This is a genomic window from Occallatibacter gabretensis (genome assembly GCF_001449115.1).
Lineage (GTDB): Bacteria > Acidobacteriota > Terriglobia > Terriglobales > Acidobacteriaceae > Telmatobacter > Telmatobacter gabretensis.
The window spans coordinates 2,283,308-2,308,171 of the sequence record NZ_LAIJ01000009.1 but is presented as its reverse complement, the minus strand read 5'-3'; the positions used below and the strand labels follow the sequence as shown (position 1 = coordinate 2,308,171).

Below are 24,864 nucleotides of genomic sequence, written 5' to 3'. Positions count from 1 at the left end.
TCTGGACATCTGCCCGGCAATTCCAAAAAAGAATTCCTCCTTTTCGACAGAATTGACAACTCCACTTACAACTTCTACAACGGCTCAAATAATTGCCCACCGGATAGCGATTAGCCTAGTATTATCGCCACAGTACAAGGTAGAAGAAGGGATTTTCTGAATGCTTACCAAGGACCTGGCAAGGTTGGATCGGCAGCATCAGATTCACTCACTACATCATCCGGTTGAAACCACTGACAGCTTGATTTTTGAGAGTGGAAACGGAATATATGTCCGAGACACGGAAGGCCGGGAATATATCGACGGCCTGTCAGGACTCTGGAACGTAAATGTAGGTCATGGACGGGGCGAGTTGGCAGAGGTTGCCGCTGACCAGATGAAACGATTGGCATACTACTCAGGGTACGCAGGATCGACAACAATACCTTCGATCGAACTGGCAGAACGCCTGATTAAATTAGCGCCCTCAATGGGAGCAGTATTCTTTAGCTCGGGCGGAGCCGAAGCAAATGAATCGGCATTCAAAACGGCTCGCTATTACTGGAAAGTATCTGGCAAGCCCGATAAGGTCAAGATCATCTCCCGCATCCATGGGTATCACGGAGTGACCTTACAGGCGATGACCGCTACGGGCATGGCAGGATACAAAAAGATGTTTAGCCCTCTGGTGCCCGGCTTCATTCATATCCCAACCTGTTATCCATTCCGTTCCGAAGAAGTTAAAACGGGCATAACGGTTGGCGAGGCGGCAGCTCGCGAGTTGGAGGAAGCGATCCTGCGGGAGGGGCCCGATACAATCGCTGCGTTCATCGGCGAGCCGATTCATGGCGCAGGTGGCGCAATTTATCCCACAGACGATTACTGGCCGCGCATACGCGAAATATGCACACGCTACGACGTGCTGATGATTGCTGATGAAATTATTACGGGCTTTGGGCGAACGGGGCGCTGGTTTGGTCTGGAACACTGGGACGTCAGGCCAGACATTCTGTCCTTCGCGAAGGGCGTGACCTCTGGATATCTGCCGCTCAGCGGAATTATCGTCCATCAGAAGATCAAGGACGCGCTCGATTCCGTCGAGCCGGCAAACCGCTGGATGCACGGCTATACAAATTCAGGTCATCCGCCTTGCTGTGCCGTCGCTCTCCGGAACATCGAAATCATCGACCGCGAAGGCCTGCTCGAAAACACAGCAAGAATGGGCGACCTTCTGCTGACACTACTCAAAGATGCGTTCGAAGATCATCCAAATGCAGGTGATATTCGCGGAGGGAAAGGACTGCTCGCCGCGGTGGAGTTTGTGGAGGATCGCAAGACTCGGAAGAATTTCTCTGCCCAAAAAGATTTTGGCGCGCAGTTAAGGATAGAGATGATAAATCGAGGGGTCATCACACGCACCCGCCCAGTTATTGGCGAGCATCCCCTACCGGGCGACGAGGTACTCTTTGCGCCGCCGCTGATTATCAATGAAGAGCAGATCCATCAGATGGTAGAAGTGACAAAGGAGTCGGTAGAAACCGTGCTTCGCCGCTAGCAGCCGAGTCAGGGACCTCCCTTACATAGGCAGCCTTAAAACATGCTTTGGTAAAGGTGCGGCCTGCCGCAAGATTGCAGTCGTTCCCATATTCGCGGCATCTCCGCTGTGAATGGAATCCGGCTTAATCACCTGGTCTTCGGCCTCTTCCAGCGCCAGAACTGCATATCCGGTTGCGGCGTCGCTCATGAAATGCCCCATCCCGCTGGCAGGATCACGAAATCCATTCATGGATGATGCCCACCAACTGCCCTTCTGCGATTGATGTGTTCTGAGCCACTCCAACCCGCGCTGTAAAGCAGGATACGTCGAACTGACGCCGGCTTTTTTCATACCAAGGACAGCAAGTCCTGTGGCACATCCGTCGCTGCCATCCACACGATCAGCGCGCTTGAACAGGCCCAGCACTGCAGACTTCAGGGCCTCCTGCCTGTCCAGAGCCGACAATGACCATCCACCGTCCTCATTTTGCAGACCAGTGATCTTTTGCACCAAGTCTTTGCGCTGAACATCGCTGAGGAGTCCAGGCATCTCAGCGGAGGCCCACAAAACATAGATTTGATTCAATGCAGGCTGAACGGAATAGTTCTTGAGCAAGTACTCGCGCAGGTGCTGGACGTGTTCGCGTGTCGCAGTGTCGTTGCCACTCTGCCCGGACGCCATTCCCACAGCAATTGCCATCATCGCGGCTCCCTGGTATCCGGATTCGGACGACTCCCAGGGCGCTTCATGAAAATTCTGCCAGTCCCAGGCACCAATGTTTTCACCATCTGTTTTTTGCAACGCCCATGCATTGTCAAAGGCCCGGTGAACCAACGGGTCAGACTGCTGATTCCCGCCGCCATATGCTGCCAGAATCACTGCATTGAGTACTGCTTCCGTGGAATGCGAGGGCATAGCATGAGCGGCATCGGTGTAGTACGGTTTCATTCGAGACCACTCATTCACCCGAGTCTCAATGCTTCCAAGCATCTTCGTTTCATAAGGCGTTAACGCGGCTTCGCCCAACTGCCGACGAAGCATCGGACGGACGAAGGCATACGGAACAACTGTATGACAGGAAATACAGACAGTTCCCTTTTCCAGTTGCGCCGGCTTCCATCCCTGCCACCAGGCTTCTCGATCATCGAGATAGCTTGCTGCTGCAGCGGGGCTCCATTCGCTACGGCCGGAGCCGTCAGCCTGTGTTGACGAAGCGCGAACGCGGAAAGCGGCCCAAAGCACTAAGCCCAAAGTGCCAAGGACTACGATCGAAATTGTATAAAGGAGTATTCGCTTCATGCTTTCCTCGCGTGAACCCCAAAAATCAATGCCCCATGATCTTCGCCTGTATGGCAGCGAAAATCATGAGGCCCGTGACTCCATACTATTACTTGCTAAAAGAAATTCTCTACTATCGCGAAATGAGCGCCGCTGGATCTTGCATTGACTGCTGCGACGAACTCAAGGGTGTCTCTATTTCGGCATATTTTTTCTGCATACATGCCCTTTTCTCAGCGGACATATATTGCAGCCAGTTACTGTAAAGGGTCTCGGCAATCCCGTGCCAGCTGTTCTTCACTTCAACCGAGGACAGTATTCTTTCAAGACGCGCAAAGCTTCCGTCAAGCGGTCGCGCAGTGACCTCGCGTTGCAAATCCACTAACGCCTGCTCAGTCTGAAGATCGAAGTAGGCTTGAGGAACATTCGGATAGTTACCCGTTTCCCCACGAATAAACCGGATTGCATCGCGACGATATTCCATTAGAAGACTATCTAATTGATACTCAGGATGACTTTGAAAGAAAAGGAACAGGCTCTGCTCCTGCTTGATGAAGGAGTCAGCGCCCGATCCGTCAGTCCGGATAAGCACCTGGTAGCCGGAATTAGTAAGATCTGTCTCCCGCAAGCCATTCCAGCGGGAGTGCGGCAGTCGAAACTGCGCGGGAAGATTTGCTGTGATCGGGTGCCCTGCGACTCCGGTGCTATCGAGAATCCCACTGTGCTTTTGAGCGCTTCTTACGCGCTGAATACCGTCCATATGCAGAACAGCAGCATGTGCTGCCAGACATGACCAGACTGTGGAATAGGTCTTCTCGCGAGCCCACTCTAGAAGACTGACAAAACTCTGCCAGTAAGGTTCATCGGACAGATTGGCGGCGATTGGTTCTCTTCCCGTGACAATCAGGCCATCCAGTTCCGTGTCCCATAGCGATTCAACGCTCTTGTAACTTTGGTCGATATGGCTCTGTGCCGATGGACTGCGGGGGATACTCGGCAGAGAGTAGAGCGAAAGACTGACAGATAACTCGCCAGAGGCAGCATTCAGCAGAGAGAAAAACTGCTGCTCCGTGGCAAGAAGAGCTCCATCCGGCATATTATTCACCAGCCCAATTGCCAGATTTCTGCTCTTGCGGTCAATGCACTCAGCCGACGGGCTGGCACAACCTACACTACAGCGTGAATAATTCGTGTTCGAAGAAGGCAGAGCCATCGTAACTGGCATGAAGTTCTCCTGAGGCTGCAGAGAGGCGTGTAAATTAGCTGCGCGCTGCAGCTTCGAGCGCCTGCTCGAGATCGGCAACGATATCGTCTATGTGCTCAATGCCTACACTCAGGCGAAGCATTTCCGGAGTGACGCCCGCACTGCGCTGCTCTTCCGGCGACATCTGACGGTGCGTTGTGGAAGCTGGATGGCAAGCGAGAGACTTGGCATCGCCGAGATTCACCAGCCTGGTGACCAGGTTGAGCGCGTCATGAAATTTGACTGCAGCAGGAAAGCCGCCCTTGATCCCGAAGGATATAAGCGAGCAAGCACGTCCTCCCAGATATTTTTTCGCCAGAAGGTGATATCTGTTTTCAGCGAAGCCTGGATAATTGACCCATTCGACCTGCGGATGGTCGCGCAGAAATTCTGCAACACGCCGCCCGTTTTCCACGTGGCGTTCTACTCTCAGCGCAACCGTCTCTATCCCCTGCAACAGCAAAAATGCACTAAAGGGCGAGAGTACTGCCCCTGTAGTCCGTTGATAAAGACTCTTGCAGCGCCCAATGAAGGCGGCCTTTCCGTAGTGCTCGGTGTAAACCAGGCCGTGATAAGAGGCGTCGGGCTGAGTGAACATCGGAAACCGTGCTGCATATTCTTTCCAGGGGAAGTTGCCACTGTCGACAATCGCACCCCCGAGTGTCGTTCCGTGGCCGCCAAGAAATTTCGTAAGTGAGTGCACTACGATATCAGCGCCGTAATCAATCGGACGAAGAAGGATGGGCGTTGCCACGGTGTTATCGACGATCAGCGGCACGCCGTGCGCGTGAGCCACTTCAGCTAGCGCCTCTATGTCGCAGACATTCCCCGCGGGATTACCGACGCTCTCACAGTAGACGGCACGCGTTTGCTCATCGATCAGAGATTCGATAGCTTCCGGCTGATCGGAACTCGCAAAGCGCACCTGAGTTCCCTGCTGTGGAAGCAGATGGGCAAGCAGCGTGTGCGTGGTGCCATACAACTGGGGAACAGAGACAATGTTGCTGCCGAGCGAGCTAACGTTGAAGAGTGCGTACGAGACAGCTGCCTGCCCACTGGCGAGACACTGTGCTGCCACGCCTCCTTCCAGGGCGGTAATGCGCCGCTCCAGAACATCTGTCGTCGGATTTCCGATTCTGGTGTATCGATAGCCTTCTGCTTCCAGGTTGAAAAGTGCCGCAGCGTGCTCAGCGCTGTCAAATGCATACGCCACGGTTTGATAGATTGGGACGGCGACAGACTTTGTTGTCGGATCCACCTGATAGCCGCTGTGAATAGCGATAGTCTCTGGTTTCATCTTATTCCTGCACGCAAAAAACGAGGGCATCGTTTATAGCGTGTCGTTGTCTTCTGCCAATGCGCAGGAGATTACCCGGCGGCATGAATGCCCTGTTTCGCCGCGAGGCGAGTGATATCACGAACAACATCATGTATGTCGCCTTCTGTGGTTTTGAAACTGGAAATACATGCGCGTACAGCGGACGTACCATTGATATGGGCCTCAGACATCCAGGCAGTCTGTTCATTGCGAAGATCTGATAGAAAACCTGGAATATCAAGGCCATCCCTTGTGAAACAGACCACCGGCAAGGGTGTTTTGTTTACGATTCGCCAGCCGGCGGCGGAAAGCGATTCTCTCAGAACTTCGCCCATTCGAGCCTGGTGCTCGATCATGGCTGCCTGACCAGATTCACCACGTTCAGCGAGGCTCATAAAGAGTTTCAGCCCCGTGAATCTGCGCGACCACTGAACTGAATTTGTATATGGATCGAAGGTTGTGGTGCCAGCGCTGCCCGGCATATAAGAGGCGGTCGCTCGAAAGGCACGCGCCACTGTCTCTGGATAACGGCAGAAGAACATTCCGCAGGCCATAGAGACAGAGAACCACTTGTGAGCATCGCAAGTAATCGAATCTGCGAACTCAATGCCGGCAATATGGTTTCGCAGCGAAGGCGCGAGAATCGCCGCTCCACCCCATGCAGCATCTACATGAAACCACATCCCCTCATCCCGACAGAGCTGAGCAAGTTCCTGCAAGGGATCAATTGCGCCGGCGGCAGTCGTACCGGCGGTTCCAACTACCATCAGGGGAGCAAATCCATTTGCACGATCTTCGCTGATCTCACGAGCAAGAGCGCGAGGGTTCATCCTTAGATCGAGGTCAGTCGGCAACGCTCGCAGGGATTTGCGCCCGAGACCCACCATGTGGACAATTTTGCTAAAGGAATGATGCGCTTCCGCTGAGAGATAAATGACAGGAGTAGCAGCTAGGCTTCTGAGACCATTATCACTGTAGTCGGGAAACGCATGAGTTAAGGCGGTGACGACAGCAGAGAGGTTTGCCTCCGCCCCGCCGCTGGTGAAAGTGGCGAGTGCATTAGAAGGCAGACCAAACTTGGTTGCAAGCCAGCCAAGCGTATGCCGCTCAATTTCGTTAGGTGCCGGCGCAGTCCGCCAAGCCGCAAGCTGTGGATTATAGGTAGCAACCAATGCGTCCGCAATGACGGAAGCAAAGCTAATGCTGGGGTTGAATAAGCCCAAGTAACGAGGATGCGTGATCTGCACTTGCCAGCGGCGCAGCATTTCTTCTACATCAGCGGCAACATCTTCCAGAGGAATCGCCCGGCTGAAATCGTATCGGGCCACAAGATGCTCTCGAACTTCTTCAGGAGAAACATTCGGCCAAACCGGCCCTTCATCGATGAGGGCCTGCGTTGTTTCAAACTCATGCCGGATTGGATCAATAAACATGGATTAGTTAGGCTGACAGTTCTTGCGGGTGTCTTATGCGAATGAATATGCAGCTTCATTCTTTTTTGTGCGCATACTCATCTGCGCGGATTTTTCTAAAGCTACCGCAAAGCTAAGAAAGCGGCTTCAGTCACAAGCGGATCTGCCCGGCTTGTATCCGCTCGTACAGATCCCGGTTGAGCAGGTGTAGCGCTTGCATCGCCGGATTAACGAAATAGACAGCATCGGCTGTCAGATCCGGATTGTATCCCTGGCGTATCAATTCGTTCTTTGAATACTTAAATGTTCCGGTTGTCTCGAAGTCATCCTGAAGGCGAATGAATGCTGGACGCGCGTACGATGGGAGACGCTGTACCCAGTGTTGCCGAAGTGCTTCCAGGTCCGGAACGCCGTCGACAGTGAGTGCAGCCATGCCGATCCTACCCTCTGCGCCCGCAATTTTTACACCATAAACAATTGCATGCTTGACGCCCGGAAATGCACGAAGGACTTCGGCGACTTCAGTAGTTGCAACATTCTCGCCCTTCCATCGAAACGTCTCGCCGATGCGATCGACAAAGTAGAAAAATCCCTTTTCGTTCCTTCGCATCAGATCGCCAGTGCGAAACCATACATCGCCAGGCTCAAAAACGTCCCGTAACAACTTGCTTTCAGATGCCCCTGTGTCCGTGTAGCCTTCAAACCGGCTGCCTACCTGCGATGGATCTTTGACTATCCGAGCAAGAGCTTCTCCTGCTTCATTGGTCGCACACGGAATGCAAAACCCCTGCGCATTGCGCACCAACTCCGCACGCTCAGGATCAAACTTTGTCAGAACCGGCGAAAATCGATGCGCCAGGTAGGGCGGGACGCGGCCAATTGCACCCGGTTCTCCCTCTACATTGAATAAGGACAACGCGCCTTCAGTGGAGGCATAAAATTCGAGAATTCTCGGAATGTGAAACCGTTCCTGAAACAAACGCCAGGTATCTGCTGACATGCCATTACCGCAGGCTATCCGGATGCGATGATTCAGATCGTTTGATCCCTGCGGTGCGTGAAGCAGGTACCGGCAGAATTCCCCGATGTATTGAAACATCGTGCAATCCCAACGGACTACATCATTCCAAAACTGGCTGACCGAAAAGGACTCACGAACCACAACGCTGCCTCCGCTCGCCAACGCAGCGCCGGGAACAAGTACCCCGCCAATGCTGTGATACATCGGTAAGCAGTTATATATTCGGTCATCTGGCTGAACGTGGAGCATTCCAGCAAACCATTGGGACCACTGCAGAATGCGCGCATGACTGACATTAGCCGCCTTTGGCAAGCCGGTTGTGCCAGACGTATAGATATAGAGCGCTACATCATCGATAGAGAGCTTTGGCTTCTCTGTATCCGTCAGATTGTTGGCCGGCAGCTCCTGAATGTAGTGATCGATGCGCGGGAGTGATCCGTAGCTAGCTCCGTGCATCCAGATTTGCGGTTCACATGAAAGGCCCGTCAGCGCTGTCGTTAGGGAATCAACGAATTCACCCGATACGATCAAATGCTTAGGCTGCGCAACGTTGATGCAATGGGACAACGATGGGCCGACAAGGTTGGTGTTAAGCAAGGCTACTACGCCACCTGCCGCCGCAACTCCAAGCCAGCAGGCAAAATATTCGGGCCGGTTCGTCATCAACAGACCTACGGCTTCGCCCTTTTTCAGACCCTGCTCGAGTGCCCATCGCGTGTACTGGTTTGCCCTTGCAAGGACTTCCGAGTAAGTGAAACACTCCCGATCTGACAGCAGGGCAGGAGCACCCCCGAATCTGTCGGCTAGTTCTTCCAGCATCGACGAGAGCAGGCGATGGGGATTCCGAGAAATGTCCGCCGTCCGCTCAAGGGCCCGCAACCATGCCCGTGCTGGCTTCTCTGCTTGTTCGGATGCAGCCAAAACGCTTTGAGTCACGCCGTGCTCCCAGCATCCACCGTGATCACAGTTCCGGTAATGTTCTTCGCTTTATCGCTCAGAAGATACTCCACGGCGTTCGCCACATCTTTCACTTCAGTCAACCGGCGAAGAGCGCTGCGCCGCGCAATCTTGTTCCGACTTTCTTCGTCAAGGCTGTGCGTGAGTTCGGTATCAACAAAACCAGGTGCTACAGAATTGACATTGATGCCCATCTCGCCTACCTCACGCGCCAGCGATCGGGAAAAGCCGAGGAGAGAAGATTTTGTTGCACCGTAAACAGAGAGTCCCTTGTAGCCGGTGGACGCGATAATCGATGACAGATTCACAATGCGGCCTTCACCCTGACTCATCATGCTTCGGACTACATATTTCGTGAGAACCATCGGCGAAAGAGTATTCAGGCGCACAAGCCGTTCTATCTGTGCCGTCGGCATCATGGCTAACGCCCCCTCAAAGCTGATGCCTGCATTGTTTACGAGCCCATAGATTGGCCCATGGTCCTTGCGCAACTGAGATACGAAGGATGGAATCTTTTCAATTTCGGCAAGATCAAGGCAATGAAAGACAAAGGAACCGGGATTGACAGCTTCTGCTCGTGCCTCAGCAAACTCGCTATTGTCATTGCGCGCAACGCCAATGACTCGATATCCTGCGGAAGTGAGCAGGCGGGCAATCCCAAGCCCCAAACCTCGACTCGCGCCCGTCACCAGTACATTACGCATTCCGGCGCAAAACCTTCCCAGCCCCACCCAGTCCCAGCATCGGAACAATATTGATGGTTGCAGGCACCTTGTAGGCGGGTAACTGCTCTCGGCAAAGCTGCAAGATATCCGCTTGAATCAGGGACTCGTCATGCTCTATCGGCGTGCAGTCTTTTCGCAAAACCACATCCGCAACAACCAGTGCGCCCGTGATGCGGCTTTTCTGCGCACGGACGACACACATTTGCACATCAGGGTGCCTGGAGATGACTGCTTCTACCTGCTCAGGGTAGACCTTGAGGCCGCCCACATTAATCACGCCGTCACGTCGACCGGCGAAATAGTATCGGCCTTCCCGCAATTCAAGAAGATCGTTGGTATCCACAAATCCATCTTGATTCTTCAGCACCGGTGCATTGTCCCCAAGATAGCGACTTGCGGTTCCTGCCGAGCGAATTCTCAGTGTGCCATCCTGCACATGCATGTCTACGCTTGGATTCGCCTCCAGAATGTCTTCCGGGAATCCGGGAGCTCCATCCGTCACTTCAAAGGCCACTCCCGCCTCTGTGGAGGCGAACGCATGCACGATCCGTGCTTCAGGATATGCGGATCGCAAATTGTTGAGAATGGCCTGATCGATGGCCTCGCCTGAGAGACGAACATATTTGGGCTTGAGCTGATGGGCTGCGGGAGACATCAGTGCACGCCGCCAATGCGAAGGCGTTCCGGATATATGAGTTACCCCTAAGGAAGCGGCGCGTGTCAGGAAATCGGCAGTGGATTCAGCTGTTCCGGGAAGAACCAATGATGCTCCAGTTCGAGCCGCACGGAGTAGGATCTGGAGGCCACCATATCTACGAATGTCATAGAAAGTGCTCCAAACCACCTGTGTGCTCATCGCACCTCGAGGTTGAATTGCAGCCGTCAGACTCCCGAGAGTATGAGCAACAAGTTTCGGCAAGCCCGTGGTTCCTGATGTCATCAGGACCCATTCCGTCTCTTTTTCTTCCCGTTCATAATTTTCGCGAGGCTGGATGCTTCGGCTGAGCGCACTGAAAAGCAAAGAACGCGGCTTACCCAGTTGCGCCATTACCTGGTCTGTCACTATTCCGTCCACCTGTGCGGTATCAATCACATAGGGAAGGTGTTCGAATTGTAGATCCGGTGGGCATAAAACGACCCGCTGCGCAATGCCATCCAATTCCATCAACGCAGCAATAGTTGCCAGTTGGCTCTGGACCGCAATCAGCACAGAACGACCCTGAAGCTCATCGCCACGGCTATACAGGACAGACCCTTCGAGCAGGTCTAGCCATTCAATACGCTGTTCAGGGTCTTGGATGAAGTTGCCAGGCGCACAGCCCGAATCTCGCAGAAGGCCGGATAAGCTTATAACTCTACCTTGCGGTGTTGTCACAGACATAGATTTCTCCAAAACCTGGAAATAGAGGAAATCAAGCACAGATGAATCGAGGAAAACTCTCCAACTGCTTCACTTTACAGGAGTGGATTGAATGCTGCCTGCATCCTTCGATGGGACCGACTTTGACACCGACAGTGGCTTGAGATTTCTGGAAAATTTTTTTAGCGAGATATCCTGCCTGAATGCAACCCCGCAACGGGCAATTGGCACCGCTGGATTTCCTTGAACCACAGTCATCGGAGGCACCGATTGAGACACTACACTTCCCGCTGCAACAACAGCTCCACGGCCAATTACGACGTTGGGAAGAATAATTACACCTGGACCGATAAATGCCTCTCGCTCAATCCGGACGCCTCGAAATTCCTTGAAGTGCGCAATAATAGTCGCACGCATACTAATGGCCACACCATCTTCGATGGTAATGAGGTCGGGACGTGCTGTATCCAGAACCACATCGTATCCGATCCATACCCCTTTTCCGATTTTTACTCCGCGGGCGCGGTGCAGCATTACGCGCAAAGTCTTTGCTCCTGGCATGCTTCTAGCCAGAATCTGGAGTATCCGCCCAAATGACCCTCGTAGCGAGCCTTCTTCAGGTTCCTGCCAATCGCCACTGATTTCTTGCAGCGCATCCACGTTGGGGCCGACTTGGGCACTATTCTCTACGTCGGCGCGGCGTGTCGACGACGCGTCATTGGCCTCACTATCCGGCTCAACAGCATGAGTCTTCGACAATACTGACTCCCCGGTAGAAGCACTCATCGCTATCTCGCAGAAGTTTCATATAGCTGAATGAACTCGCCAAAGGTTACCGGAAAGAGAGTATCTTCAGCAGCGAATGGGTCTACGCCTAACTTGTCTTCCAGGCGGGTGACAAGAATGGCGAAACAGAGAGAGTCCAGTCCGCATCCGACAAGCGGCAGATCGTCAGTCAGAGGAGGTATTGAACGGCTGTGCTCTTGCGCAACTTTTTCGAACTGCTCAACAATTTCAGCGCGTGTGCTCACGGGCTAATGTCCTCTTCGTTTTAGATTTGATTTGCTCAAGGAAACCTATGATACAGCAATTCATAAGTTATGTTTGAGAACAATTAAGCATTATCGGGCAGAAATCTGACTGTATCAGACCTATGTGGCAACGCGCAGAGAGGGTACTTGACAAGGTTATCCGCTTTATCAGCTTTGCACAGCCCTTGCAAAATACCCGTTCTCTCGTTCGGAGGCTACTTTACGCCGTTGCTAACTACATCATCTGCTCTGATCTGCTAATTAAGCAGAAACCGGTGCTGACTTAGGATCGATGGTACGTTCAATCAGTGTGCGAAGAAGATAGACTCCCTCATACAGATCCGTCCCTGGGGCAGCCGGATTGGCTGCCATTTCTAGGCCGAGCGCCCGGAAAAGCCCTGCGGTGTGCTCAATGTCACAAACTCCATGCACATCCGTATATTCCATCTCGGTGGATCCGTTTGCCGCTGCAAGACTGGCGAGAAATGGCATGAATTTCTGGATAAATCCTTCAAAGAAGCCCATCGTCACCAGTGACTGAACTCCATTCAGGCGGCCAAGGAAGACACGAACATCCATCAGCTCTTCATTCGCGGAGAGCGCATCCTGGTCGTTCGGAAAAGCGTTCGCGCCTATCGCGAATTTCCGCAACATGTTTGGATGAGCATCGCGTACTTCTTCGAGAAGGTTGTCAAGAAGGATGGGCCCTACTTCTGTGGCCTTGGCTGCCATGAGAGTAGCTGTCATCCAATAGATGAAGTTGCCCTCGAGAACAGAGCTATAGCGGGCAATGATTCCGCGCCGCTCAGAACTGGTTAACTTGTGGACATCGGGCAGAGAAGCGATCATCTCATCAATAATGCTCTCACTCTTCTGCTGAACTTCGAGTTCAAGTCCCTGAACCTGTAGCTGATCTGGTGTTGCAACGGTGCTCATACGCAAAGCCTCCTTGGCTTGGTTGAAACTTATGGATAAAAAGCCATCGCGATGAACCATGCAATAGCCGGTGCAGACTTTCCTGCGTCAGAAACCTGACAAGGGCTGAAATTGAAAACAGCAGCTATGCCCTCGTCTCAGAATGTGCTGACAGAACCTTATCTATGATGAACCCGTTTAGGTAAAAAACCCAAGTACCAAAAAGTGTTATGCATTCTCGATCTGGATCCCGAATCGAACTACCGCATGTTAGCCGGTATCGGGCGACCGAGCGTAACCTAGAAAATGCGGACAGCAGAGCGCGCATCGTCCCGGCTTGCGGCAGATTCGGTATTAACGCGGCTTAGATGTACAGCGCAGCTTGGAGTGGTAAGAACGTTCTATAGTCGCCACCGAATGCGTGGAAAATATCGTGTGCACTCTGAAAAATCAACGAGCTGTCTGTGCGTACTTCCTGGACACAAAATACGGAAGCATAACGATCTCCGCCAGCCACGGCAATGGATCATCCCAGCTAAATACTGATTCTATACGTGCAGCACGCATCGACTGGATATATGTGCGTAGATTAAGGCAGCCATGCGCAAGGTCAGCTAGCGCCGTCGGTACGTCAGTAAGCATCCTCACCCAGCCTACCCCGGACTTCGCTCGCGCCGGTTCAATCGGCAAGCCCATCTGATCTGCATATGCCAAATAGGGGAAATCTACTCCACATGCAGCCCCAAGGCCGTGAAATCCCCATGGTCGCGCATTCACGTCCAGAAGTTTGTACTTTCCGTCCCGCGGATCCCGCTTATACTCGATCTCCACTAAGCCATGGTATTTAATCGCGCCCAGGAATCTTTCGGAGAGGTCCTCAATTATCGGCTTTTCAACAGTCTCCACGTACGTCGCGGCCCGGCCGAACTCGCGCGGATGCTGCCGTGCCCTACGCGCAATCAGCGTACTATGTGGGCGTCCATTCTGATAGAAGGCGCAGTAGGAATACTGTTCGCGCCCATCCCCGGGAATAATCTCTTGCACCAGTATCTCTTGTGTCGAGATATGGCGGCTAGCATTTTCGTAGAGCTGCTCAAGCTCCTTCGCGGTATTTGCTCGCCATGCCTTTGCGCCCGTCGCATAAAAAAAGTTCTCCTTGATGGCCGGTTTAATCGCCAGCGGCAATCGCGAATGGAGCGATTGCAATTCACTGATCCCATTCAGAACGAAGGTCTTCGGACAGGGAATATCAAGTCTCTCCGCCAACTCGTAAGTTTTCGCTTTGTCCCAGGCCCATTCCACACTCGCCCATTCTCCGGTCGTAACCCTGAAGAACTCGGCGAGCTCGTCCCGATGTCGTGAAAATGCAGCGACAGTTTCGTCTCGCGTCGGGAACAGAACCCAGCCCTGGAGCTGGAATTTCCATCCCAACTCCAACACAGCATCAAGAGTTTCGCGCTCATTCAAGATATTGGGCGCCTTCTCTACGCGCGTGGCATATTTCGAACACGACGCGATGCAGTATTGGCTGTCCAAAATGTATACAGGAATCCCACGTCGGCCCAAGCTGCGCGCAATTGCCAAGCCGGAATGATCTCCACCGACAACAACCGCCCCCACGGCCTTTCCTGCTGAAATCTCCGTTTTATCCGCGTTCTGAATGTGCGCTCCTCAGTTCAGCTTCCGGGATAAATTGGAGACCAGTTCATTCGATGCAAATTCCGTCCCGGTAACAAAGTTAAGTAGTGGACCAAAACTCCGCGCTGCTGGTGCTCCGAGGAAGTGCAGTCCCGGCACCGAACTAAGTAATCCCCGTCTAACCTTAGGATATCCGTTGAACTGTTCGATCGCCTGTATCAGGTCTGTGGCGAGAAACCTATATTTCGTAATATCCACGCTATATCCGGTACCCAGCAGCACGTGATCTACCCGCCTTTCGCTGCCGTCATCAAGCACGAGCTTGACCTCGTCCCCTATTTCGGTAACAGAAACGATATTGCGCCCAGTCGTAATCTTTGCATTACCAAGCCTTGGAATTAACCACGGAGCACCTGCTGAACGCACCGCACGAGTTCGGATGCGATCTCTCCACCCCAATGGAAAATGATAAAGCATATTCGGGTAAGCAACTAGCCGACTAATCCCGATTGGACCAATGTCATGCTTCGAATAGAGCATCTTGGAGATCGGTCCGAGTCGATGTAGCTTAGGATGCATTCCAATCCAGCGAAGCATGGGAATTCGGGCAATCACTTCCACCTCCGCACCAGCCTCCCCAAGCAACGCCGCGCATTCCAAGGCACTCTGCCCTGCACCGATTATCGCTACGCGCTTCCCTAAGCCGACTAACTTGCGACCGTCGTAACAATGCGAGCAAGCCTTTTCAGATAACTTCGCATACGTCGCAGGAGTCCTGCGGAAATTTCCGACACCTGCTGCCACCACCACACAGCGGGCCGTGAGTTGAGCACCGTCCTCAAGCACAAGCTTGAACGTGGAATTCTCTTTTTTGACCGTGCCTATATTTCGTTGGTCAAGCTCAGAGCCTATCTGTTGCACGAACCATTTTCCGTAACCTACAAATGTCTCCAATGAAGTGCGCTGAGCCGGCGTTATATTATTCGCCGATTCATATGCTTCCAGAGTGAATTTGGACCTGGGGTCTGAAATCGTTGAAGCCGGCCTCGGTGACCGCAGAAGCATTCCTGCCGGCATTTTGTCGGCCCAAAATTCCATGGGTTTGCCGAATATCCGGGCCTCTATCCCCGCCTCACGCAGGTGAGCTGCCGCAGATAATCCATAGGGACCCGCACCAATAATAGCTATGTCAATGTCTGGTGAACTACCTGCCATCTCCCTGTCCTTCTCTCCCTCTCTGCTTCGTACGAGATATATAGCCGGATCTGAGCTAAGACTACTTTCGTTAGGTCGGATGAGGAAAAACATCTATAAACAATAGATTTTTTATCTTGAAGTGGTTTCCGACTGCCAGTTCTGCTCTGCAGCCTTCGAAGGATATTGCAAATCGGGTTCATTTGCTCCTTCCAGGCTCACTACAAGTCGTCCATCTCTTTCACTTGCCCACGCGAGGACGGCACGTTCCTTGCCTGGACCCTCGATACCCCAACCATCTTGCTTTTCGACTACTCGCATCTGCGTTCTCTGCCTCCACCAACTGTCAACTTCCCCAGGTGTAGTAATCCACAGAGATTTTTCGTCTCTCAACGTTGCCAAATGCTTTAACAAGGATTGGTATGTCCCGTTCTCTTGCTGCCCCATAACATAGTCTGGATGCACGATGAAGCTCATCAGCCCATGACGCGCCATAATAAGGCTAATTTGCTCTCTCCATATATCGATTGAATAATCATGCAGGATGTTGAACAGTGTGTAATCCTGAATTGTAGTTACAGGTATCTCCAGGATATTTCCAAGAAAATATGGCATCACCGTGCAACAGCCTCCTCGCTGCGGATCAAGGTGTGCCACATTCGGAACAGACATATCGTAGGAGAACTCGAACGCGTCGTACCACGGTTGCTTCCGGTAAAGAACTCCTGCGCGAAATCCTTTTGCCCCAAACTGTCTGCCATAGGAATTAATCTTTGCTACGCGCTCCAGGAACTGCTTGCGGTTCTTATACAAGCGACCGTCGTGGTTCAGATCATGCACAACAACTTCGAATCCACGCTGGCGGATGGAATCCAAATATTCCATCGGGACGTCGTAACGTTCCTCTGGAACAACCTGAAACGATGCCTTGATTCCAAATGAGTCATTGATATCCATCAGCACTCGGCAGAAGTCTCTTCCGACCTTCGTTTCGACGTCGTGCGTCACGATGGCACAGCTTGATTTCCCTTCAGGCCAGAACCAGATAAAAGGGATTCGCTCGATTTTGTTGGCCCGTAAAGATAACAGCAATAAGCGCTCAAGCAAAAGATCCACCGAGCAATCTACCGGCCACTGCGGAAACTTCAGCTTGTTCCATCCTCTCAAACGGAACTTTTGAAGCTTGCTTCGCACGCTTACAGGGAGCAACGGTCGCACAAAATAGTAGGCCTGAGCTACTAAAGAGGATAATCCCTCGCTGTCATCCTCTGCATAGAGTTCCTGCCGAAGATTTTCGATAACCTCGGCGGGATCGAAACAAAGAGAGACTGAGCCCTCTTCGATCACAGCATCGCTGAGGCCATCGTGAAGCGTCTCTGTGGCACGTGACGCAAGTTGCCGCCCATGATATTTTCCAAAGTATGTGCCGCAGTCTCCGAAGCGAAAGTACCCGCGTGACACAAGGGGACTCTCTTTCAATGCAAGGTGCGCATATTGTTCCGGGCAGCGGTAATAATCAGTTAAGTAATTGTTCATCTCGTTAGCAAAATTGAATGACGACTTCGGATAGACATCGTGGTTATAGTTGCGCAATGCATCAGAGCGTTACATCATTAACTTGAATGACAATTGACACGATCACAGACCGATGCCTGCTTAAACGAAAGCAGACCTAATCAGTTCCAGACTTTATATTCCGCGTTTCTTCAGTAATAAAATGTTCCCATGTCCAATTTGTACTCCAGTCGCGCTTCGAATCTCTATTCATAGCTCCGAGGGGCTGCTCTGCAGCGTACTTTTCCTGCGTTTTTCGCTAAAAACCTTCTCATAGGCAGCAAGCAAATTCCCGACGGAGTAGCTCCACGCAAGCTCCGTCTGGACGCGCGTATAGCCAAATTTTCCCATCCGTTGCCTCTCTTCCGGATGATCAACTAACCATAGTATCTTGTCTGCAAAATCCGCGACTTGGTTCTCTTTGTCGCAATACAGTGACGCGTCCTGTGCGCTTATTCTTCCTTCCTTAAGGTCAAACTGGACAATCGGCTTCCCCATAGCCATGTATTCCATGATCTTGATCATGGTTGAAATATCATTCATACGGCATGGTTTATCGGGATTGACACAGATATCCGCTGTGGAAAGAATTTCAAGGAGATCTTTATCTGGAATCCTCCCTGTGAAGTTCACAATATCAGCAATGTTCTTTTCGATGACCATTTGCTGTAGTTCCACGAAAGCTGGACCACTGCCTACACAAGTGAAGTGAACGTCTAGCCTTCCCAGTGCCTTGATATACTCCGCCACGCCTAAAAGGATGTCCAGGCCATCCTGAGCACTCATAACGCCAACATATCCAACTAGGTAAGGTTTCCCGTACTTTAGCGAGGGATTTGGGGCGACCGGTCGAAACGTTGTCAGGTTCGGTCCATTGCGAACAACAAACACGCGCTCGGGTGCTTTACGGCCCCGTGTCACCGCGATCTCCTTGTAGGTATCGTTTGTTGCGATAACGACATCGCTGGCTAGGAAGGTCATTTTCTCCAGCCACACTAGAACCTTATACAGAAAGTCTTTTCTTTCGTATTTCGCCAGATACAATTCTGGATTGACATCATGGTGATCAAAAATAAACTTAACGCCAAAAAGCTTGAACGGCAGGGCAATCAGGAAAATAGTGTCTGGCGGATTGCACGCCTGTATCACATTGAATCCGCGTCGGAAATAAATCCACCACGAGAGCAAGAATTCCCAGAACAGAGCACAGCAATATTCCCATATATATGCAAATGCCCCATTTCCTTCTTTCGGCATAGGGTGACGGTAGATATGAATTCCATCTATTAACTCATAGCCCTTCGTATAGCCTTTGTACTTGGGAGACAAAACCGTTACATCATAGTTTGCCTCGTTTAACGCAAGCGCTTCCTTCCAGACACGTGGGTCCAGCGGAACGGGTGCGTTTTCAACGATGATGAGAACCTTCTCTCTCACATATACCTCGTCTGTTTATGAAATTTCATGTCGAGTCCTGCAGAGACGCGATATATTATTGGCCACCGCGGTAGATTGCAGAATCTGCTGCCTATGCTTGTCTTGGCTACAGTGCTGACCACTTACGATGTAGGTCTCATTTGCTGCGGCAAGTTTGATCAGATCAAAAGCTTGAATATGCATGTGAATATCAAGTCTGCATTCCTTGAGTAACAGTCAAGGAATTCACCAGCAAATACCATCGTAGCCGTTCTCACTCCTCTGTTCGGCTATTCGCACAAAATCCACAACCGTTTGGCCCGGCCGAACTCTTTCAGTTACGCCAACGAATTCCTGAGCTCGGTTTCCTACAACAATGGTCTCCGCAAAATCCAGCACATCTTCGATTTTATCAACCATCAGACGTGATATATGGGGAATCTTATTCAGGATGAAATCTCGGTTGGCTCCAACCAGGCTTGCGACACTGACATTCTTGTCGTAAATGCGCAGCTCATACCCTTTGCCCAGCAGCCGCTCAATGATTTCAATCATTGGACTTTCGCGCAGGTCATCTGTTCCAGCCTTAAAGCTGAAACCGAGAACTCCGATTCTCTTTTTCCCCTTCCCTAGGATGATTTGCAGCCCCCGATTCACCTGCATTTCATTGCTTGGCAGTATCGAAGAGATAATTGGAAGTTCCAGATCACTTACCTTTGCTTTGTAGTTCAGCGCGCGCAGGTCTTTTGGAAGACAGGATCCCCCAAACGCAAAACCAGGAGTGAGATAAGCCGGAGAGATATTCAGTTTTTGGTCTTGACAAAAAATCTTCATTACTTCGTGCGCATCAATCGCGAGAACTTTGCTGAGGTTTCCGATTTCATTCGCGAAGCCAATCTTGAGCGCGTGCCAGCTATTGTCCACATATTTCACCATCTCAGCGGTTTCCAGATCGGTCCGAATGAGTGGCGCATCAAGTCCTGAGTACAGGCTTGCCAGGAGTTCGCCACCAGCTTCATTAAGCTGGCCAATGACCGTCTTCGGTGGGCTGCGAAAATCCTTTACTGCCGAGCCTTCCCGCAAAAACTCAGGGTTATTGCAGACATAGAAGTCGACGCCGGCCTGTTTGCCTGAGTGCTCTTCCAATGTGGGGATTACAATCCGCCGCATTGTCCCCGGAAGAATTGTGCTACGAATAACGACTGTGTGATTCCCTGCCTTCTTCTTCAGGACCTCGCCGATCATTTCGCAAACTCGCAGAACATAGGCGAGATCGAGATTGCCGTTCGGCAGACTTGGAGTTCCTACGCAAATAAACGACAAATCTGTGTTATTGATAGCTTCGTTCACATCATTTGTTGCGCGGAGCCGACCGGTGCGAACGGTCTCAGAGATAACTTCTCCGATTTCCGTTTCGATGATCGGTGATTGTCCGGCATTTATGATGTCAACTTTGCCTTGGACTGGATCCACACCGATTACTTCATGACCGTCGTACGCAAGGCAGCCAGCAGAAACCGTGCCAACATATCCCAAACCAAACACACTGATTCTCAACGTATCTTCCTTCCCCGTATGCTCAATCATTCGTTTTTCTTTGCATACACCTTATCAACCGATGCAAAGAAGTCTTCCGCTTTTCTAGTTTTTCTTCAGGCTACTACTATAGGCATTCCGTGTCAGTTCGGCGACGGCGGTCCATGAGTGATGCGTGTCGGCGTGTTCCTTGATTTCCGTCCGCGTCTTCCCTAGATCCTTATAGAGATCACTAGAGAAGTAGTCGTTGATCGCTCTAGCCAGATCTGCCGGATCGCCCGGTTGAGCCATGAATCCTGTTCTAGCCTCAATAACTTCTTCTTTGAATGAGCCAACATCCGTCGCAACTACTGGCAATCCGAAACTGTAGCCGAGGAAAAGCACGCCACTTTGAAAGATTTGGTTGTAGGGTAGAACCATCACGTCGGCGGCTTTCAGATAAAGCTCGACATCTTCATCGGGAATGAACTGGGCCTTAAGAAGGATCCGCTCGTCGTGCATCAGCTCTGACGGAATCAGCCGCTTGATTTCGTTGAGATAGTCCTCGTTTCTTTTTTCGGCCTCGCCCGCAATGATGAGACGGTAGCTCCTGTCTTGTTTGGCCAGGATCCTAAATGTCTCCAACATGTGCTCAATGCCTTTATACGGCTTGATTCTGCCAAAGCAAAGTAACGCCTTGTCGTGACTCTGCAAGCCCAGTTTTTTCTTTGCCTCAGCAGGAGTCATACTTGTATCGGGAAAAGCATCGTTGATGGGATGCCGAATCACAGTGATTACACGGTCGCGTACTCCGAAGTCGGAGATAAGTTCATCCTTCATCTTTTGTGTATGCACGAATATGTGGTCCGTCAGCCAGTACTGCATCCGCAGCGTCAGACGATTTAGAAATGAATCTTTTCCGTCTCTCTTAGCTTCATTGACATTATGCGCTGTGAGTGCAACCTTCTTACCCATAGCTTTGTAGTAGAGCATCAGAAGAGTTCTATCAAAAAACTGGACCTTGCTGTTCCAGAGGATGTGAAAGACTTTCGGCTTTGCCGCTGCGGTGTACCGAATAAGGCTGGCATAATGCCGCAGCACTCTCGAAAGCTTGCCGACCGCTGTGCGATTCGCCGACTGGGGCGGCCATAGATTGAAAAAATGCAGCCCGGACGTAGTTTGCATTTCCGGACTATCAACATAATCGCTGCCAATAACGTCCAGACGAACGCCTTTAGCAATCAGAGCCATCGCCAGACCTTGGGCATACGGCCGATCGACTCCGCCCGTCAGCAAGGAGACCTCTAATGGGGCCTGTCGGACGGACAGATTAGCAGGAACCGAAATGTCTTCAACTAGAGTTGGCATACCACTCATAAGTCTGTATCTGTTAGGAGATCAATGGTGCATAACCACACAATGGAGGTCGTCGAATAACCAACCCTTGCGTTCTTCATTTTGAAGTCGCTGGATCAGCCAACACCGAACACCGGATAGCTTCAGACAATGTTAAGTGAACTAATTGTCTAGATTCAATTCCACTATCGATGCACTTCTCAAACCGCAGGCACCACGCTACCACGGAGCCACTCTTCCAAAACAACCAAACTGAAGAGAATTTTGTGATGATCGCTCGCGCCGGAGCGATGTTGATCCAGAAGTGCCCGAACGGCTGCAGACTGCAGATAGTCGAATATATGTGACTGGGGATCCAGCAGCATTCCTTCCATTTTCTTCGACTGCTCAGCCCGGAACCATTCGTCCACAACATTCATGGCGAAGCCACGTTTTTTGCGGCGCATAATCGATGCAGGAAGGAAGGACTTGCAGACTTCCCGGTGAATCCATTTGCCCACGCCATTGCGCACTTTAAAGCCCGCAGACAGCCTTTCGCCAAACTCGACGACCTCCTTGTCGAGATAAGGTACACGCACTTCCAGGCTGTGAGCCATGGACAGCTTATCGCCATACATTAGTAGTTCATCCGGCAGAGTAGAGCGCATTTCAATGAACTGCAGGCCACCCAGTTCATCGGTGTGGTCCATCAGATCGGAGAAGTCGCCCCACGACTTCAGAATTTCGTCTCCTGGCGCAGGGGGCAGAATATTCGATTTGAAGAGGCCATCGATCTGTCCATCAGGCAGGAGTGAAAGAACCTGCTGATATCGCCGCAGGCGATCCGGCGTATCCAGTGAGCGCACGCCACGCTTCAAGGTTTCATTCCTGGGTAGCGCCTCAACCATGGAAGAAATCGGTCCTCGTACCCATTTAGGCATAGTGCCCCAGATCTGGCCATAACGAGTTCCCAGATGCCGGCGATATCCGCCAAACAGTTCGTCGGGGCCTTGCCCGATCAGTGCTACCTTCACATCGCGCCGGGCCCGCTCACAGACAAAAAACATCGGCAAAACCGAGGGAGTGGCAACAGGCTCTTCCATGAACTCCACCACCCGTGGCAATGAATCCTCGAAGGTCTTCCGGTCGAGCAAAACCTCTGTATGCATGGCGTTGAACTCAGCGGCAGTCTGCGCCGCATCGCTCAGTTCGTCATCCGCAAAAGTTTTACCGTACCCAACTGTGAATGTACGCCACGACTTCCCATATAGGTTCATGAGCGCCAGAAGTAACGAGGAATCTATGCCGCCACTCAGTAGCAATCCTACCGGCACGTCACTGAGCAGATGTCTCTTGACGGAACGCTTGTAAATCTCCAGTAACTCCTCGCGAGCCTCAGCTTCGGATTTCATCGGAGAGAATGGGTGGGGATTGTTGCGGTACCAGCGGCGCTGACTCGACTTGCCATCCTCGAAAATCAGCATCGTTCCGGCGGCGAGCTTGCTTATCCCCTTGAAAACCGTATAAGGCGAGGGAGTAAAGCGATACCTAAGAAAAAGATTCAGCGCGGTAGGGTCTGGTTCAGGATTATCCTTTGCCGTGGCCAGAATAGTTCGAATCTCCGAACCAAACCATACGCTGCCATCTTTAATCTTGTAATAGATTGGCTTGATGCCGAAGGGATCGCGTGCAATCAGCAGTCGGCGTTTGCGTTCATCCCAGATCGCGAGCCCGAACATTCCATTCAGATGATTGAGAACATCGTCGCCCCATTGTTTGTAGCCGAGAACGATCACCTCGGTATCAGAGCGAGTGCGGAAGACATGGCCAAAGCTTTCAAGTTCGCGGCGCAACTCTGGGAAGTTGTATATCTCCCCGTTGAAGACTACGCGCACTGTTTCCTCAGCATCGGACATTGGCTGATGGCCGCCCTCAATATCGATAATCGAGAGACGGCGGAAGCCTAATCCAATCCGGTCGTTAACGTAGTAGCCTTCGTCGTCGGGGCCGCGATGAATAATACTGCGCGCCATCTGTTGTACCTCGCGCAGCAGGACCGGAGCTTGCCGGCCATAATTAAATTGTCCGCATATTCCGCACATATCTAAACTTATGCCCTCGCGCCTGAAATATTTTTGTGCTGATCACTTTTCAGCAGGAGCAGAGACAGACTACGAAACAGCTGAGCCTGCGCCCAGCGATGCATCGGAACGTTATCCCATCCGAACAGCAGTTGTCGCGATCGGAACGAGCCATTTGGACGTTGCCAAATCGTCAGAACTTGGTTCACAACGCCGTCAACCAGCAGATCCAGTTTTTCGAAACGACCCCTGAGCAACATACCGAGATTGATGCACTCGGCATAGTCGTACAACTCACGGCGATACACAATTAGCCGAGGTGGTTTTGCGAAAGGCTTAGGCACACCGTGTTCATCAAAGAGGTTACGCACATAAAAATCGACGCCGCGCTCGATTGCTTGCGTGCATTCCGCATTGCCGGTCAGCGCTTCGATTTTGGCAAGGGCTTTCATGACAAAGCACGTGTGAAAGTGATCGACAAAATGTCTCGTGCCGTCGTTTGCGTAATGCCAGGATCCGTCTGCATTCTGAGACTCAAGCACAAAATGAAGATTCCGGCTGGCGACTTTTGAATAGCGATCGTCAGAAAAATCTATCGCCGCCTGCGTAAGCATAAAAGCGCGATAGGCATTTGCATTGACAACGCCCACTGACTGCTCGGGAAATGGACTGTAGGAGCAGGAAGACGCAAGCTCTGAAGTTTTGAAATCGTGATAATCCTCCACGCCGTGCTCTGCGATGGACCGCATGATTTCACGCCAGCGAGCATCATTATCGATCGCGTGAACTTCGCGGAAGGCCTCATACACGTAAGGCACCGTGGTGATGAGCGGCGTTCCCTGCCAGATCGTCCCGCGCAGGGTCCCCCAGTTGAATGGATAACCCCAGCAATACCGATCATGCCCGGCGCAGCGAGTCTCTTCGAGCACCTGCAAAAAGTGACGCGCGCGCTGATAGTGTGCTTCAGAATTTAGATGACGCGACAGAAACGCAAAGCCCATAGCGTAATGTGCATCTGCTATTGGGAATCTCTGGCGTTTCCAAAAGAGTCTTCGAGCAGAAGGCAGGAAGGCTTCGCAGAAGATGATAGGAGAGACAGCAACCGTGCCGAGAAGTGGCTGGCGATAGTAAAGCTGCTTAATATTTCGACATAGGTCGCTTGCGTAAAAAGTTTGAAAATCCCAGGAGGTCTCACCATAACGGTCAAGCCAGGAGATAAAGCGGTTCACACCACGAAGGACTTCTTCGCCCTGTAAAGAGCCTGTTTTAGCTATTGGATGAGTATCGACGACGGCTGGTACAGTTGACATGATGGCAAGTCCATTCAAGGGTGTTGAAACGGCAAATCTGCAAGC

At 51.7% G+C, this 24,864-nt stretch carries 19 protein-coding genes; 1 reads left to right on the top strand and 18 read right to left on the bottom strand.

The genetic code is table 11. The features are described 5' to 3' along the window. Nucleotides 1–160: 160 nt before the first annotated feature. Complete coding sequence (locus VO84_RS15955; protein WP_058188551.1) at nt 161–1,534, top strand: aminotransferase family protein; 1,374 nt, start codon at nt 161–163, stop codon at nt 1,532–1,534. 21 nt (nt 1,535–1,555) lie between these two features. Here the strand turns inward: VO84_RS15955 and VO84_RS15950 are convergent, their stop codons facing one another. The 18 genes from VO84_RS15950 to VO84_RS15860 form a co-directional block, all read right to left on the bottom strand. After that, a complete protein-coding gene (locus VO84_RS15950; protein WP_058188550.1) occupies nt 1,556–2,815 on the bottom strand; it encodes a prenyltransferase/squalene oxidase repeat-containing protein in 1,260 nt (419 codons plus the stop codon). 112 nt (nt 2,816–2,927) lie between these two features. Beyond that, the gene (gene metA, locus VO84_RS15945; RefSeq protein WP_058188549.1) at nt 2,928–4,019 is read right to left on the bottom strand and encodes a homoserine O-succinyltransferase MetA; all 1,092 of its coding nucleotides are present in this window, start codon (nt 4,017–4,019) and stop codon (nt 2,928–2,930) included. Between the two features lie 34 nt (nt 4,020–4,053). Continuing rightward, on the bottom strand, nt 4,054–5,334 hold the full coding sequence (locus VO84_RS15940) for an O-acetylhomoserine aminocarboxypropyltransferase/cysteine synthase family protein (RefSeq protein WP_058188548.1): 1,281 nt from the start codon (nt 5,332–5,334) through the stop codon (nt 4,054–4,056). A 71-nt stretch (nt 5,335–5,405) separates the two neighbouring features. Further along, complete coding sequence (locus VO84_RS15935) at nt 5,406–6,788, bottom strand: pyridoxal phosphate-dependent decarboxylase family protein (RefSeq protein ID WP_058188547.1); 1,383 nt, start codon at nt 6,786–6,788, stop codon at nt 5,406–5,408. Nucleotides 6,789–6,918: 130 nt separating this feature from the next. Further along, nucleotides 6,919–8,724: a long-chain-acyl-CoA synthetase gene (locus VO84_RS15930; RefSeq protein WP_058188546.1), complete on the bottom strand. Its 1,806-nt coding sequence runs from the start codon at nt 8,722–8,724 to the stop codon at nt 6,919–6,921. Next, complete coding sequence (locus VO84_RS15925) at nt 8,721–9,449, bottom strand: SDR family NAD(P)-dependent oxidoreductase (RefSeq protein ID WP_058188545.1); 729 nt, start codon at nt 9,447–9,449, stop codon at nt 8,721–8,723. Before VO84_RS15925 ends, VO84_RS15930 begins: the two co-directional genes overlap by 4 nt. Continuing rightward, nucleotides 9,442–10,851 (bottom strand): class I adenylate-forming enzyme family protein, encoded by a 1,410-nt coding sequence (locus VO84_RS15920; protein WP_058188544.1) that lies wholly within the window; start codon nt 10,849–10,851, stop codon nt 9,442–9,444. Before VO84_RS15920 ends, VO84_RS15925 begins: the two co-directional genes overlap by 8 nt. A gap of 69 nt (nt 10,852–10,920) precedes the next feature. Beyond that, nucleotides 10,921–11,589, bottom strand: coding sequence for an acyltransferase (locus VO84_RS15915; RefSeq protein ID WP_197414057.1), 669 nt, complete (start codon nt 11,587–11,589; stop codon nt 10,921–10,923). A 29-nt stretch (nt 11,590–11,618) separates the two neighbouring features. Further along, entirely contained in the window at nt 11,619–11,861 is a 243-nt protein-coding gene (locus VO84_RS15910) for a phosphopantetheine-binding protein (protein ID WP_058188542.1), read from the bottom strand. Nucleotides 11,862–12,122: 261 nt separating this feature from the next. Further along, a complete protein-coding gene (locus VO84_RS15905) occupies nt 12,123–12,797 on the bottom strand; it encodes an iron-containing redox enzyme family protein (protein WP_058188541.1) in 675 nt (224 codons plus the stop codon). A gap of 429 nt (nt 12,798–13,226) precedes the next feature. After that, a complete protein-coding gene (locus VO84_RS15900; protein WP_197414056.1) occupies nt 13,227–14,360 on the bottom strand; it encodes a carboxylate--amine ligase in 1,134 nt (377 codons plus the stop codon). Between the two features lie 87 nt (nt 14,361–14,447). Beyond that, nucleotides 14,448–15,629 carry an FAD-dependent oxidoreductase gene (locus VO84_RS15895; protein WP_197414055.1) on the bottom strand — a complete coding sequence of 394 codons (1,182 nt, stop codon included), beginning with the start codon at nt 15,627–15,629 and terminating at the stop codon, nt 14,448–14,450. 111 nt (nt 15,630–15,740) lie between these two features. Beyond that, complete coding sequence (locus VO84_RS15890) at nt 15,741–17,201, bottom strand: polysaccharide deacetylase family protein (RefSeq protein WP_157439920.1); 1,461 nt, start codon at nt 17,199–17,201, stop codon at nt 15,741–15,743. Between the two features lie 171 nt (nt 17,202–17,372). Then, complete coding sequence (locus VO84_RS15885; protein WP_058188537.1) at nt 17,373–18,599, bottom strand: glycosyltransferase family 4 protein; 1,227 nt, start codon at nt 18,597–18,599, stop codon at nt 17,373–17,375. 225 nt (nt 18,600–18,824) lie between these two features. Beyond that, nucleotides 18,825–20,165 (bottom strand): nucleotide sugar dehydrogenase, encoded by a 1,341-nt coding sequence (locus VO84_RS15875; RefSeq protein WP_231737986.1) that lies wholly within the window; start codon nt 20,163–20,165, stop codon nt 18,825–18,827. Between the two features lie 54 nt (nt 20,166–20,219). Next, nucleotides 20,220–21,461, bottom strand: a complete 1,242-nt coding sequence (locus VO84_RS15870) for a glycosyltransferase family 4 protein (RefSeq protein WP_058188535.1) — start codon at nt 21,459–21,461, stop codon at nt 20,220–20,222. Between the two features lie 188 nt (nt 21,462–21,649). Beyond that, nucleotides 21,650–23,530 carry an asparagine synthase (glutamine-hydrolyzing) gene (gene asnB, locus VO84_RS15865; protein ID WP_058188534.1) on the bottom strand — a complete coding sequence of 627 codons (1,881 nt, stop codon included), beginning with the start codon at nt 23,528–23,530 and terminating at the stop codon, nt 21,650–21,652. 8 nt (nt 23,531–23,538) lie between these two features. Further along, nucleotides 23,539–24,819, bottom strand: a complete 1,281-nt coding sequence (locus VO84_RS15860; RefSeq protein ID WP_157439919.1) for a hypothetical protein — start codon at nt 24,817–24,819, stop codon at nt 23,539–23,541. Between the last annotated feature and the right edge of the window lie 45 nt (nt 24,820–24,864).